This is a genomic window from Streptomyces sp. CNZ287 (assembly GCF_007827615.1).
Map to the genome: position 1 here is coordinate 502,159 of NZ_VISV01000001.1, position 13,653 is coordinate 515,811.

Genomic DNA, 13,653 nt, shown 5'->3' on the forward strand with positions numbered 1-13,653 from the left:
CGGTCCGGTCCCGGCCGCGTACCGCTAGAAACGGCGGGTGATCAGGGCTCGCTTGACCTCCGCGATCGCCTTCGTCACCTCGATGCCGCGGGGACACGCGTCCGTGCAGTTGAACGTCGTGCGGCAGCGCCACACCCCGTCCTTGTCGTTCAGGATCTCCAGGCGCTGTTCGCCCGCCTCGTCCCGGCTGTCGAAGATGAAGCGGTGGGCGTTCACGATCGCCGCCGGGCCGAAGTACTGGCCGTCGTTCCAGAACACCGGGCACGAGCTGGTGCAGGCCGCGCAGAGGATGCACTTCGTGGTGTCGTCGAAGCGCTCGCGGTCCGCCGCCGACTGGAGGCGCTCGCGGGTGGGTTCGTTGCCGTGGGTGACCAGGAAGGGCATCACGTCGCGGTACGCCTGGAAGAAGGGCTCCATGTCGACGATCAGGTCCTTCTGCACCGTCAGGCCCTTTATCGGCTCGACCAGGATCGGCTTCTCGGGTGCGAGGTCCTTGATCAGGGTCTTGCACGCCAGCCTGTTGCGGCCGTTGATGCGCATCGCGTCGGAGCCGCAGATGCCGTGGGCACAGGAGCGGCGGAAGGTCAGGGTGCCGTCCAGGTCCCACTTGATCTTGTGCAGCGCGTCGAGCACCCGCTCCTTCGGGTCGATCTCGACGGTGAAGTCCTCCCAGTACGACTCCGCCGCCGTCTCCGGGTTGAACCTGCGGATGCGGAACGTCGCGGTGATGTACGGAGAGGCCGCGGCCTCCCCTTCGACCTTGTCCAACACGGGGGTTGCCATCAGTACTTACGCTCCATGGGCTGGTAGCGGGTCTGCACGACCGGCTTGTAGTCGAGCCGGACGGTCTCCGCGCCGTCGTCACCGACCTCGCGGTACGCCATGGTGTGGCGCATGAAGTTGACGTCGTCGCGGTTCGGGTAGTCCTCGCGGTAGTGGCCGCCGCGGGACTCCTTGCGGGCGAGCGCGGAGATCGCCATGACCTCGGCCAGGTCGAGCAGGTTGCCCAGCTCGATCGCCTCCAGCAGGTCGGTGTTGAACCGCCGGCCCTTGTCCTGGATGCTCACGTTCTTGTACCGCGCCCGCAGCTCCGCGAGCTTCTCGACCGCCTCCTTGATGGTCTGCTCCGTGCGGAAGACCATCACGTTCTTGTCCATCGTCTCCTGCAGCTCGCGCCGCAGCTCCGCCACCCGCTCCTTGCCCGCCGAGTCGCGCAGCCGCTCCACCTCGCCGACCACGAACGCCGCCGGGTTCTCCGGGAGTTCGACGTGGTCCGCCGTCGCCGCGTACTCCGCCGCGGCGATGCCCGCGCGGCGGCCGAAGACGTTGATGTCGAGCAGCGAGTTGGTGCCCAGCCGGTTGGCGCCGTGTACGGAGACGCAGGCGACCTCCCCGGCCGCGTACAGCCCGGGGACGACCGTGGTGTTGTCGGCCAGCACCTCGCCGCGGACGTTGGTGGGGATGCCGCCCATCGCGTAGTGCGCGGTCGGCTGGATCGGGATGGGGTCGGTGTACGGCTCGATCCCCAGGTACGTGCGCGCGAACTCCGTGATGTCCGGGAGCTTCGCGTCCAGTTGCTCCGGCGGCAGGTGGGTGAGGTCCAGGTAGACGTGGTCGCCCTCGGGGCCGCAGCCGCGGCCCTCGCGGATCTCGGTGTAGATCGCGCGGGAGACCACGTCGCGCGAGGCGAGGTCCTTCATGACGGGCGCGTACTTCTCCATGAAGCGCTCGCCGTCCTTGTTGCGCAGGATGCCGCCCTCACCGCGCGCGCCCTCGGTGAGCAGGATGCCCATGCGCCAGATGCCCGTCGGGTGGAACTGGAAGAACTCCATGTCCTCCAGCGGCAGCCCGCGCCGGAACACCGACGCCTGGCCGTCGCCGGTCAGGGTGTGGGCGTTGGAGGTCACCTTGAAGAACTTGCCGTTGCCGCCCGAGGCGTAGACGACCGCCTTCGCCTGGAAGACGTGGATCTCGCCCGTCGCCAGCTCGTACGCGACCACGCCCGCCGACCGCTTCAGCCCGGTCTCGGGATCCTCGGCGATGAGCTGGTCGAGGACGTAGAACTCGTTGAAGAACTCCACGCCCTCCTTCACGCAGTTCTGGTAGAGCGTCTGGAGGATCATGTGGCCCGTGCGGTCCGCCGCGTAGCACGCGCGCCGCACCGGCGCCTCGCCGTGGTTGCGCGAGTGGCCGCCGAAGCGCCGCTGGTCGATGCGGCCCTGCGGGGTGCGGTTGAAGGGCAGGCCCATCTTCTCCAGGTCGAGGACCGCGTCGATGGCCTCCTTCGCCAGGATCTCGGCGGCGTCCTGGTCGACCAGGTAGTCGCCGCCCTTGATGGTGTCGAAGGTGTGCCACTCCCAGTTGTCCTCCTCGACGTTCGCGAGGGCCGCGGCCATGCCGCCCTGCGCGGCGCCGGTGTGGGAGCGCGTCGGGTACAGCTTGGTCAGCACGGCGGTGCGGCATGGGGCATCCCCAGGCCCGCCAGGGCCGTGGGGACGCTTCGTCGCCTCGATGGCGGCGCGCATGCCGGCGCCGCCCGCGCCGACGATCACGGTGTCGTACTTGTGGATCTGCATGAGGGGAACCTCTTCGCCGCGTCAGCGGATGTTCGGGTCGAAGGTGAAGATCACCAGCGTGCCCAGGAGGATGGTGAAGACCGTGGCGGCGTACAGCAGCATCTTGAGCCAGAAGCGGGTGCCGTCGCGCTCGGCGTAGTCGTTGATGACCGTGCGCAGTCCGTTGCCGCCGTGCAGCATCGCGAGCCAGAGCATGACCAGGTCCCAGGCCATCCAGAAGGGGGACGCCCAGCGGCCGGCGACGAAGGCGAAGCTGACCTTGCTGACGCCGCCGTCGAGCACCAACTGGATCAGCAGGTGGCCGACGACCAGGACCGCGAGCACGACCCCCGACACCCGCATGAACACCCAGCCGTACAGCTCGAAGTTGGTGCGGGTGCGGGAGGTGGAGCGGGCGCTGCGCGGGGTGCGGGCGCGGGGGGCCTCGATGAGCGGGGCGGGGTTGTCCGCGGAGTACGCGGCGGAGGAGCCGGTCAGTTCGACGTCGGAGGTGGCCATGGTCATCAGCTCCCGAACAGCTCGCGCGCGGTGTGGCCCAGCACCGGGTAGATCGCCCCGGCCATCAGCACCGCCCAGATCCCGACCACGATCCACAGCATCGGCTTCTGCAGCCGGGGCCCCTTCGACCAGAAGTCGACGGCGATGACGCGCAGCCCGTTGAGCGCGTGGAAGAGGACGGCGGCGACCAGCCCGTACTCCAGCAGCGACACGATCGGCGTCTTGTACGTGGCCACCACGTCGTCGTACGCCTCGGGCGACACCCGCACCAGCGAGGTGTCGAGGACGTGGACGAACAGGAAGAAGAAGATGAGGACGCCGGTGACGCGGTGCGCCACCCAGGACCACATGCCTTCCCGGCCGCGGTAGAGCGTTCCAGCCGGCACGGAAAAACCCTCCGGAAACTGATCGGGGGCCGGCCGTCAGGGCTGGGTACTGCACTGTCGGTCATGACCCGGCCGGGTACGGTCCACCGGCCTTCGCCATCGTAGCGACGGCGCGTCGGCACATCGGCCATGGGGGTGCAGGTGTGATCAATCAGGCACGCGCGTGGCCTAACCGCGCTGGCAGGCGTGGGGATCCGGGTGGTTGCGTCCGTCTTTGGCACCGGTGCCCGTGGCGGGTTTTCACCGTCGGACAGCCGTCAGACGGCAGCCGGGCCGGCCCCCGGGGCGACGAGCCGGGCGAGGCGGGCGCGGGCCCGGCGGCGGAGTTCGTCGGCGGCCACGAGGCGTTCCTCGTCGGGCTCGTTGCCGAGGCGGGTGCGGATGGCGGCCAGGGTGTGGTCCAGACGTTCGTCCTCGGGGCAGCCGTCGAGGCAGAGGACGAAGGAGTGGCCGAAGCGGCTCTCGTACGCGGCGTGCGCGGCCCGCAGCGCCGTGCGCTCGGCGGGGCCCGCCGCCGCGGGCGGTGCGGTCGCCTCGTCGGCCAGCGCGCCCGCGACGGCGCCGGGAGCGAGGTCGTAGCTGGCCTCGTCGGCGGCGGCGAGCAGGGCGCCGAGGTCGGGGTACGGGCGGTGGGCGGTGAGGCGGCGGGCCCAGTCCCGGTCGTGGAGGCAGCCGAGGAGGGTGCGCTCGGCGTCGGCGGCGGGTGCCGCGTTGAAGGCCGCCAGCCGCGCGGGGTCGGCCGCGGGGGCTGCGGCGCGCGTCGCTCGGGGGGTGGGTGTGGGCAGGGTGGCTCCCTGGGGCGTGCCGGGTGCGTGGGGGCGTACCGGGGGCGGTTACGGTCGAACAGCGATGCGCCACGCTAGCGGCCGGAACCGAACGTTCCGGTGGTGCCGGCCGGCGGTTCACCCGGAAGAGGAGGTTTGTCGCACTGAATCGACAGGAGTGCTGCTTCGCGTCCCCACGCTCTGCCGTGGCCCTCCGGAAGGTCCCCACCCATGCGATTCCCCCCGCGTCCGTCCCGCCCACCGCGCCGGTCCCCCGCCGGCCGGCACGCCCACCGCCCCGGCGGCCCGCTCCGCGCCCTCCGGGGCCCCCGGCGCGCGCTGTACTGGGCCGTGGCCACCGTCCTGGCCACCGCCGCCGTCCTCCTCGCCCTCCGCCCCGTACTCGACGGCGGTGACGGCGACGGCACCCCCCGCTCCGGCGTCGGCGCCGCCGCCCACCGCACCGGGCAGGGCCAGGCGCCCGCCACGCCCACGCCCGGCGGCGAGGACTTCCCCGCCCCGCCCCGCGGCGACCGCGGCACACCCCTGCCCGACCCCCGCACCGTCCCCGCCGTCCGCTCCTACGAGCGCGCCGACGGCACCGGCTGGCGGCCCGCCGACCGCGCCGTCGTCATCGCCGAGGACGACGCGCTCACCGACGAGTCCATGCGCCTCGCCGCGGAACTCGGCATGCTCTACGCGAAGGCCCCCGGCGGCGACGGGCCGCCGGATTCCGGGCAGCGCGGCGGCGACATCCGCCTCCGGCTCGACCCCGGCCGCGCCGGCGGCCCCGAGGCGTACCGCATCGACGTCGCCGACGGCCGCGCGACCGTCACCGCCGCCACCGACACCGGCGTCTTCTACGGCACCCGCACCCTCCTCCAGGCCGCCCGCGCCGGCGGCGGCGTGCCGCCGGGCCGCATCGACGACCGGCCCGACCGCCGGCAGCGCGGGTTCATGGTCGACATCGCCCGCAAGCACTTCAGCGCCGCGTGGCTCTCCGACCGCCTCCGGGAGATGGCCGACCTCAAGCTCAACCAGCTCCACCTCCACCTCTCCGACGACCAGGCGTTCCGGATCGAGAGCGACAGCCACCCCGAGGTGGTCTCCGACCCGCACCTCACCAAGGCCCAGGTCAGGGACATCCTCGACCTCGCCGCCGACCTGCACATCACCGTCATCCCCGAGATCGACTCCCCCGGCCACCTCGGCGCGGTCCTCGACGCCCACCCGGACCTGCAACTGAAGACCCCGGAGGGCAGCCCGGTGGAGGGCGCGATCGACATCTCCGAGCCGCGCGCCGCCCGGATCGTGGACGACCTGCTGACGGAGTACGCGCGGCTCTTCCCCGGCCCGTACGTGCACATCGGCGGCGACGAGTACGTCGCGCTGATGGCGAGCGACCCCGAGGCCCGCTACCCGGATCTGGCCGCCGCGGCCCGCGAGCGCTTCGGCGCCGGGGCGGCCGTCGCCGACCTCAACGCCGCCTGGCTCAACGAGCGGGCGGACACGGTCAGGGAGCGCGGCAAGAAGGTCAAGGCGTGGAACGACGGCTTCATCCCGGGCGCGAAGGTCAGCCCCGACCGGGACCGGGAGGTCGAGTACTGGACGGGCAAGGAGGCGTTCGCGCGCGACCCGCAGGCGTTCCTGGAGGACGGGTGGCGGCTGGTCAACCTCAACGACGAGTACCTGTACTACGTCCTCGGCGAGCCCAACGACTTCACGTACCCGACGGGCAAGCGGATCTACGAGGAGTGGACCCCCGCGGTGCTGCGCGGCACCCGGCCGGTGCCGGAGCGGCTGGCGGGCCCGGGGAAGGTGCTGGGCGCCCGCTTCGCGGTCTGGGGGGACCGCGCCGGGGCGCAGACACCGGAGCAGGTGGCGGAGGGCGTCAGGCTGCCGCTGGCGGCGCTGGCGCAGAAGGTGTGGGATCCGCGTGAGCCCCGGCTGGGGTGGGAGGAGTTCGCGGACCTGGCGGGGACGGTGCGGGGCAGGGGCTGAGCGGCGTACGGGCCGCCACCGGCGCGCTGCCGCCACACGCACGCCGAAGGGGCCGCCCCCACCGGGAGCGGCCCCTCGTCGGCCGTGGTGCCGGGAGTCAGCGCCTCACGGCGCCAGCTCCACGCCCAGCCGGCCGCCCGTCGGCGTGCCGAGCGCGGACTTGCCGTAGTACACCGCCCCCGACGCCGACACGCCCTGGCTGCCGCTGTCGAGCTGCAGCAGGGTGCCGTCGTAGGCGTCCTCGCCGATCACGCCGATGACGAGGTCCGCCCGCCCGTATCCGGACAGGTCGGCCAGGAGCACCGAGGAGCCGAGCCGGTCGCCCTTCTCCGTGACCCCGCTGATCCCCGCGGTGTCCTGGTGGTACGCCTTCGGCGAACCGGACGCCGTCGACAGGCCCGTGGAGCCGCCGCGCAGCAGCAGGGACGTGCCGGCGTCGGCGCGGTTGGCGCCGTCGCGGGTCATGTCCTCGCGGTAGACCCCGGTGAGCAGGTCGGCATAGCCGTTGGCGTCCACGTCGCCGACGGAGACCGAGAAGCCCATCGCGTCGCCGGCCTCGGACGCGCCGGGCACGGAGCCCGTGCCCTGGTGGATGATCTGCTTGCCGGTCGTCGTCAGCCCGCTCGCGGAGCCCTTCAGCAGCGTGATCTGGCCGCCGGTGTTGGCCGCCGACTCGCCCGCGAAGGGCTGGCCGACGACGAGGTCGGCGTAGCCGTCGCCGGTGACGTCCCCGGTGGCCACCGAGCGGCCGCCCGGCACCCCGAGGTTCGCGGTGACGTCCAGCCCGACCGAGGTGCCGCGCAGGATGTCGAGGCGCGCCTTGCCGCTCGGGTCGCGGTAGGTGATCGCCGCGTCGTCGTAGCCGTCGCGGTTGAAGTCGCCCACGGCGGCGTCCTGGTACGCGACCGTCTCGTACGGGAAGGAGCCCTCGCGGCCGTTGCCGTTCAGGTCGTGCGTGGCCCACGCCTCGGCGCCGACGCCGAGCACCTCGTCGCGGCCGTCGCCGTCGAAGTCGCCGGCGGCGACCGCGGAGCCGAACTTGGCGCCGGCCGGCGAGAAGCCGTCGCCGAGGACGAGGTTCTTGCCGGAGTTCAGCCCCGGACCGTACAGGACGGTGATCACGCCGGCGTCGGCGTGTCCGGTGGCGTCGTCCTTGTTCGGGGCGCCGACGAGGAGGTCGGCGATGCCGTCGTTGTTGACGTCGCCCCACTCGGTGTCGGTGCCCCACGCGTCGCCCGCCACGGCCGTGCCCGGCACGCCGGTGCTGTTCTGGGTGATGCTGCGCTTGGCGCTCGCCACCGGGCCGTTCTCGCCGCCGGGGACGACGAACACCGCGCCGGAGCCGGTCTTGCCGCCGCCGTTGGCCCGCGGCGTACCGGCGACGAGGTCACCGCGGCCGTCGCCGTTGAAGTCCCGGGTGGGCAGGGCGTGGGAGGCACCGGGGGCGGCGGCCATGGCGCGGATCTGGCCCAGCTTGGCGTAGAGCCGGTCGCCGGGGCAGGCGGTGACGTTGACGTCTGCGTCCGCGCCGTCCGGGCGGAACCGGGCGTCCTTGTGACCGGAGATGTTCTTCATGGTCTTCGGGGGACCGGCGGGGATGAAGTTGTCGTCCGCGTCGAGCTTCATCGGCGTCAGCGACGTGCTGCCGGTGGGGCTCACGCCGTACTGGCCGAGCTTCCACGCGGCGATGCGCGAGACGGCCTCCAGCGACGCCCGGGAGGGGTAGCTGAACGTGTGGTAGTCGCCGAGGATGGAGATGCCGGTGGAGTGGCTGTTGAAGTTGCTGGTGTGCGCGCCCAGCACCGGCTGGTCGATGCCGCCGGCGCGGCCCTCGAAGATGCGGCCGCACTTGTCGACGAGGAAGTTGTAGCCGACGTCGTTCCAGCCGTTCCCGTTCACGTGCATGAGGAAGATGGAGCGGACGATGGCGGCGGACTCGGCGCACGAGTAGTTCACGGCCTGCGCGGTGTGGTGCACCAGCGCGGCCTTGATGCCGTCGGGGTTGTACGTCGGCGGGTCCTCGACCAGCGACTCGTCGGCGCCCCAGCCGGCCCGGCGGATGACCGGCGGCGGGGTCACGGGCGAGTCGGGCGCCGGGCCCGGGTCCGCCTGGGTCACGGCGGCGGCGGGGGCCATGTCGGTGCCGTACGAGGACGAAGAGGACGAAGCCGCGCCGGACTCCGGCGCGGTCACCGCGGCCGCCTGCGCGACCGGTGCCGTCTCCGTGCCCGCGTCCGTGCCGACGCCGGCGGCCCGCGCCTCCTCGGCCTCCTCCTGCGTGACTCCGGGGTCGACGAGGGCTACCTCCATGCCGGCGGGCAGCGGCGTGCTCGTACCGTCCGCGCGTACGACCCGCGCTTCGACGCCGTCCGACGGGCCGACCCAGAGCGGCTCGGTGCTGCCGCGCATGGCGGGGCTCAGGTCGTCGGTGGCCGGGCCGCCGTCCGTGTCGAGGGTGCGCCAGTCGCTCCAGGTGCCGGTCTCGGCCGAACGGGTGCGCACCTCGGCGGCGCCGCCGAGGTCGCGGCGTTCGTTGCTCCAGGAGATGCCGACCATCGAGAACTGCTCGGTCCCGGTACGGTCCACCTCCTGCCGGGCGCCGTCCCCGGTCAGGTCGACGCCGTGCACCGCCGGCTTGCGCGGCTCCAGCCCGGCCGCCGCCGGGTCGCCGGAGCCGGAGCCGGGGTCCGCCACGGCGACGGTGATCACGCCGGCACCGCCGAGCACGACCGCGCCCAGCGTCAGCCAGGCACGTCTGCGCAGGCTCAACGGCCGGTACGCATGGGATCTACGCGGACTCACATTCCGCCCCTTCGGTTCGCTCACATCTGACGTTCGCTCACGCTTGACACACGTACAGCGCCGCCGGGGTCGAAAACGTGACAGTCCCGCCCTGACCGGCACAAAGAAGACGGCCGGAGCCGCTACCCCCCACAGGAGCTGCTCCGGCCGTCGGCCTCAGTCGCGGGTGCCCGTTCGGGCCCGCTGTATTACTCAGCGCCAGAGGGCCCGGAAATGTCACAGCCCCCCGCCGGCGGGTGCCGCGGAACCCCCGCGCACCGCTTCTCCCGGGCCCGTCCTGCCCCCGCCCGGCGGGCCGCCGGGCCGCCGCGGGGGCCCTGCCCGGACCCGTCCGTTCCTCATGCGGTCGGGTGGGGAGGCCGCCGGTGTGTTGCGAAGGGACCGCCACCAGCCGTAGCGTGCAGTGCGCGCCGACTCGGCGCACAGACATTCGTTCGACTATCGCTCGACGGTCCGCCCAGATCCGGGGGTGCTCCGCAGATGAGTCCGCGTGAACAGCGTCTCCCGGCGCCACGGACCGACTGACCACCGTGCAGGGGGAATACGCGGAAGACGCCGCGCTGTCCGGCGCGGTGCACGCTGCTCAGCGTGGTGACGAGGCAGCGTTCCGCATCGTGTTCCGGACGGTGCACCCTCGCCTGCTCGGATACGTGCGCAGCCTCGTCGGCGACGGCGACGCGGAGGACGTGACCTCGGAGGCGTGGCTGCAGATCGCCCGCGACCTCGGCTCGTTCAGCGGGGACGCCGACCGCTTCCGCGGCTGGGCCGCGCGCATAGCGCGCAACCGCGCACTCGACCACGTGCGGATGCGCTCCCGCAGGCCCGTCTCCGGCGGCGACGAGACGCAGCTCGCCGACCGGCCCGCGGACTCGGACACCGCGGAGGAGGCGATCGAGGCGCTGGGTACGGGCCGCACGATGGCCTTCATCGCACGACTGCCCCGCGACTACGCCGAAGTCGTGGTGCTGCGCGTGATCATGGGACTGGACGCCAAGCGCACCGCCGAAGTCCTGGGCAAGAGCCCGGGCGCGGTGCGTACGGCGGCGCATCGCGGCCTCAAGCAGTTGACCGCGCTTATAGAGCGGCCGCAGGAAGAGGGGGACGTTCCGCCCGGGGAAGGGCAGCAGCCTGGCGGTGTGACGCAATCAGCCGCGCGGACGCTTAAGGAAATGTGATGGTGGACGACCGGTACGGCTGGCTCGACGAGGACGTCGCGGAGCGACTGCTTCGCGGCGAGCCGCTCGACTTCGCGGACGGCAACGGCCGGCGAGGACGTAAGCACTGGTCGCCCGAGGACCGGGCCGCCGCCGAGCGGCTGGCCGCCGTGCTGGCGCGGGTGGCGGAGTCGGGCCGTCCGGACGCGAACGGCCGGATGCCGGGCGAACAGGCCGCACTGGCGGCGTTCCGGGCGGCGCAGGAGAGCCCCAGCCCGGCGTCGGCCGCGGAGTTCGCCGCCGAGTCGCCGTTCGACGGGCGCCGCGGGCGGCACCGTTCCGGCGTCGTGGCGCGGCTGCGGTCGCTGCGGCTGAGCGTCGTGGGCGCGGTGGCGGCGTGTGCGCTGGGCGGGGTCGCGGTGGCCTCCAGCGCGGGTGTGCTGCCGTCGCCGTCGTTCATCCAGGACACCGGGGGCAACCGGTCGCCGAGCGTGGGCGCCACGTCGTCGGCGGAGCCCCCCGGCGGCGAGAAGGAGAACGGCTCCGCCCCGGAGGACGGCAAGGGGTCGGACAAGGACGGCAAGGACAAGGACTCCGGCAAGGACGGCAAGGACTCCCAGGACCACGGCCGCGGTACGGACACGGATCTGCCGGGCCGCGGTGTCATCGGCGACGTACGCGGCAACGAGCCGCCGAACATGGCGGACGCGGACGCCGTCCTCGACCAACTCTGCCGCGACTACCTCGCCGCGCAGGCCGGTACGGGCCCGATGCCGGGCCAGCAGCGGCTGCGTGTCCTGGAGCAGGCGGCCGGCTCACCGGCGGCGATGGCGTCGTACTGCTCGAACCGGCTGGGCACGAGCGTGGGCACCCCCGGTGGCGCGACCGGCGGCACGGGCGGCTCCTCCGGGGGCAGCACGGGCGGCGCCTCGGAGGAGCCGACCAGCCCGAGCCCGTCGCCGACCGACCCGGGCACGGACCCGGGCGGGAGCACGGGCGGTTCGAGCGGCTCCGGCGGCGAGACCGGCGGCGGTGACCCCGACGGCGGCAGCGAGAACGGTGGCAGCGAAGGGCCGCCGCAGGAGGGCCCGTCATCGAATCCGAGCGCCAACATCTCGGAGTCCCCGGCCCCCGAGCCCTCGGCCACCGCGACCGTCGCGGAGCCCGAAGAGACCGTCGGCTGACGCCGCGGCACCCCCGCCCCGCGGCAAGTCGCCCGCCGGGGCGCCCTTTTATCCCGTTTCATCCGGAGCAGGCCGAGAATATTGGTGACGGTCACCTGCCCGTACGGGATAAATGTGGGGGTGCTCACGTCAAACGTCCATGATGTCTGGCATTGTTGCAGTGATCTGTTCGATTCCGGGAGTGGCTGGGGCAGCGGCCTGACGGAGAGCGCGCGGGGGCGCGGGCACGGTGCACAGTGCCGCAGGCCGATCTCACGAGGCTCACAAGGTGGGGGATTACGACAGACCGGCTGCCGCACGGGCGGCGCCGGGACACAAGGGTGCGGACGAGGATCTCCAGCCACTGGTCCACCGGGCGCAGAACGGCGACGAGACGGCGTTCACCGCGCTCTACCGGCGGCTCCAGCCGGTGCTGCTCGCGTATCTGCGCGGCGTGGTGGGCGACGACGCGGAGGACGTGGCCGCGGACGCCTGGCTGGTGATCGCGCGCGACCTCGGCAAGTTCCGCGGCGACGGCCCGTCGTTCCGCGGCTGGACGGTCACCGTTGCCCGGCGCCGGGCGCTCGACCTGCTGCGCCGCGAACGCCGCCGCCCGCAGGGCGTGCTGCTCGACGAGGGCGTCCACGACCTGCCCGCGGAGCGCGCGGCCGAGGAGCACGCGCTGGAGTCGCTGGGCACCCGGCAGGTCCTCAGGCTCATCTCCACGCTCCCCCGCGACCAGGCGGAGGCGGTGCTGCTGCGCACGGTGGCGGGGATGCGCGCCACCGACGCCGGTGAGGTGCTGGGCAAGCGGCCGGGCGCGGTGCGCACCGCGGCCCACCGCGGGCTGCGGCAGCTCGCCGAGCTGGTGACGCCCGCGGCCCGGCGCGAACGGAGCCTGGAGCGCGCGGCCTTCGCGGCGGACGAGAGCGGCCCGCCGGCGGCGGAGCGGGAAGAGGGCACGGAAGAGCAGTTGAAGCTGGGCCTGGGCGCCTGAGAGGCGGCGTACGCCCGCTGCCGTACGCGTTCCGGCGTACGGAATCCGTAGGCGGCGTCAGGAGGAGGGAGTGGCGCGGGCGGTGCTGGGGGAACGCAACCCGCCCGCGCCATATGCGCTGAGCCGCAGGTACGGGGGGAACCCCGGCCGAGCGCTGGGCCGATGACCAGTCGGCACATCACTTACAGCGTCGTCTGCTGAGAAAGTGTCACAGCCACAGCTCAGCCCCCGCGTACGGCGCGTACGGCACCGCGGGTGCCGTGCCGCCGCGCGCGCTCAGCTGTAGACGACCACCTTGTCGCCGACCCGGACGTCCCCGAAGAGCTTCGCGATCTTCGCCTCGTCGCGCACGTTCACACAGCCGTGCGAGGCGCCGGCGTAGCCGTTGGCGGCGAAGTCCGCGGAGTAGTGGACGGCCTGGCCGCCGCTGAAGAACATCGCGTACGGCATGGGGGTGTCGTAGAGCGTCGAGACGTGGTGCCGGCTCTTGAGAAAGACCTCGAACACGCCCTCGCGGGTCGGCGTGTACTGCGACCCGAAGCGCACGTCCATCGCCGCCAGCACCTCGCCGTCCTTCATCCACCTCAGGGTGTCGCTGCGCTTGCTCACGCACAGCACCCGCCCCTCGTTGCAGCGGGGGTCGGGCTTCTCCATGGCCTGCGAGGTCGGCGGATAGAGCTCGTCGCGCGTGGGCTCGTCCGTACGGGCCAGCAGCCGCTCCCAGGTGACGACGTCGGTCTCGCCGGTGCGCGGCAGGCCGCGGTCCTCCTGGAACGCCGAGACGGCGTCGGCGGTGACCGGCCCGTAGTACGCGGTGGGGCTCCGGTCGAAGACGCCCTCCGCGCGCAGCCGCGCCTGCAGCTCGCGTACTTGCTCGGTCTCGTCGCCCACTGTCATCAGCACCTCGGGGCCCTCGGGCGTCGGCTCGGCGGTGGGCGTCCTGGTCGCGGACGCCTGTGCCTCGGGCTCCTCGGGCGGCTTCGCCGGCTTCTTCCCGGACGGCGTGACCGAGGGCTCCGCGGGCTTCTCGGACGGCGTGGGCGCGGCGCTCGACGTCGGCGGCGACGCGGAACGGCCCCCGCCACCGGCCGCGTCCGCCGAGGCGGAACACCCCGCCGCGAGCGCCGCACCTGCGGCCGCGAGCGCGACGGCCACGCGGATCGAACGGAATTTCCTGTCAACGCTCACACGTGCTGGACGCAATTCGCCCACCCCCCCCCGGTTCCCTCCTGCAAGACGTCGAACAATTCTCTCCCCCGCCACGGCCGGTCCGGAACCCCGTAGCGCGCCGTTGCCTGCCGGACACCTCGCG

11 protein-coding genes are annotated in these 13,653 nt (G+C 73.1%); 4 read left to right on the plus strand and 7 right to left on the minus strand.

What is annotated here, in order from left to right:
* Positions 1-24: 24 nt before the first annotated feature.
* The 5 genes from FB457_RS02260 to FB457_RS02280 form a co-directional block, all read right to left on the minus strand.
* Positions 25-783, minus strand: a complete 759-nt coding sequence (locus FB457_RS02260) for a succinate dehydrogenase iron-sulfur subunit (protein WP_047017690.1) — start codon at positions 781-783, stop codon at positions 25-27.
* Positions 783-2,576 carry a succinate dehydrogenase flavoprotein subunit gene (sdhA, locus tag FB457_RS02265; protein ID WP_145780601.1) on the minus strand — a complete coding sequence of 598 codons (1,794 nt, stop codon included), beginning with the start codon at positions 2,574-2,576 and terminating at the stop codon, positions 783-785. The genes FB457_RS02260 and sdhA overlap by 1 nt, the downstream gene beginning before the upstream one ends.
* Before the next feature lie 21 nt (positions 2,577-2,597).
* Positions 2,598-3,080, minus strand: a complete 483-nt coding sequence (locus tag FB457_RS02270) for a succinate dehydrogenase hydrophobic membrane anchor subunit (protein ID WP_047017688.1) — start codon at positions 3,078-3,080, stop codon at positions 2,598-2,600.
* The gene (gene sdhC / locus FB457_RS02275) at positions 3,080-3,460 is read right to left on the minus strand and encodes a succinate dehydrogenase, cytochrome b556 subunit (RefSeq protein ID WP_078898415.1); all 381 of its coding nucleotides are present in this window, start codon (positions 3,458-3,460) and stop codon (positions 3,080-3,082) included. The genes FB457_RS02270 and sdhC overlap by 1 nt, the downstream gene beginning before the upstream one ends.
* A gap of 257 nt (positions 3,461-3,717) precedes the next feature.
* A complete protein-coding gene (locus FB457_RS02280) occupies positions 3,718-4,245 on the minus strand; it encodes a 2-oxo-4-hydroxy-4-carboxy-5-ureidoimidazoline decarboxylase (protein ID WP_047017686.1) in 528 nt (175 codons plus the stop codon).
* A 210-nt stretch (positions 4,246-4,455) separates the two neighbouring features.
* Here FB457_RS02280 and FB457_RS02285 point away from each other — a divergent pair, with 210 nt between their 5' ends.
* On the plus strand, positions 4,456-6,225 hold the full coding sequence (locus FB457_RS02285; RefSeq protein ID WP_145780603.1) for a family 20 glycosylhydrolase: 1,770 nt from the start codon (positions 4,456-4,458) through the stop codon (positions 6,223-6,225).
* Between the two features lie 105 nt (positions 6,226-6,330).
* Here the strand turns inward: FB457_RS02285 and FB457_RS02290 are convergent, their stop codons facing one another.
* Complete coding sequence (locus FB457_RS02290; protein WP_486588902.1) at positions 6,331-8,994, minus strand: N-acetylmuramoyl-L-alanine amidase; 2,664 nt, start codon at positions 8,992-8,994, stop codon at positions 6,331-6,333.
* Between the two features lie 563 nt (positions 8,995-9,557).
* Here FB457_RS02290 and FB457_RS02295 point away from each other — a divergent pair.
* The 3 genes from FB457_RS02295 (at position 9,558) to FB457_RS02305 (ending at position 12,341) form a co-directional block, all read left to right on the plus strand.
* Positions 9,558-10,202, plus strand: a complete 645-nt coding sequence (locus FB457_RS02295) for an RNA polymerase sigma factor (protein WP_047017683.1) — start codon at positions 9,558-9,560, stop codon at positions 10,200-10,202.
* On the plus strand, positions 10,202-11,365 hold the full coding sequence (locus FB457_RS02300; protein ID WP_145780605.1) for a hypothetical protein: 1,164 nt from the start codon (positions 10,202-10,204) through the stop codon (positions 11,363-11,365). The genes FB457_RS02295 and FB457_RS02300 overlap by 1 nt, the downstream gene beginning before the upstream one ends.
* Before the next feature lie 268 nt (positions 11,366-11,633).
* Positions 11,634-12,341 carry an RNA polymerase sigma factor gene (locus tag FB457_RS02305; protein ID WP_047017681.1) on the plus strand — a complete coding sequence of 236 codons (708 nt, stop codon included), beginning with the start codon at positions 11,634-11,636 and terminating at the stop codon, positions 12,339-12,341.
* 276 nt (positions 12,342-12,617) lie between these two features.
* On the opposite strand, the gene FB457_RS02310 is transcribed toward FB457_RS02305, so the two are convergent.
* A complete protein-coding gene (locus FB457_RS02310; protein WP_347612789.1) occupies positions 12,618-13,496 on the minus strand; it encodes a L,D-transpeptidase family protein in 879 nt (292 codons plus the stop codon).
* Positions 13,497-13,653 lie beyond the last annotated feature (157 nt).

Coding starts and splice junctions, on each gene's coding strand:
- FB457_RS02260 (WP_047017690.1), bottom strand. CDS start 783: ATGGCAACCCCCGTGTTGGACAAGGTCGAAGGGGAGGCCGCGGCCTCT.
- sdhA (WP_145780601.1), bottom strand. CDS start 2,576: ATGCAGATCCACAAGTACGACACCGTGATCGTCGGCGCGGGCGGCGCC.
- FB457_RS02270 (WP_047017688.1), bottom strand. CDS start 3,080: ATGACCATGGCCACCTCCGACGTCGAACTGACCGGCTCCTCCGCCGCG.
- FB457_RS02285 (WP_145780603.1), top strand. CDS start 4,456: ATGCGATTCCCCCCGCGTCCGTCCCGCCCACCGCGCCGGTCCCCCGCC.
- FB457_RS02300 (WP_145780605.1), top strand. CDS start 10,202: ATGGTGGACGACCGGTACGGCTGGCTCGACGAGGACGTCGCGGAGCGA.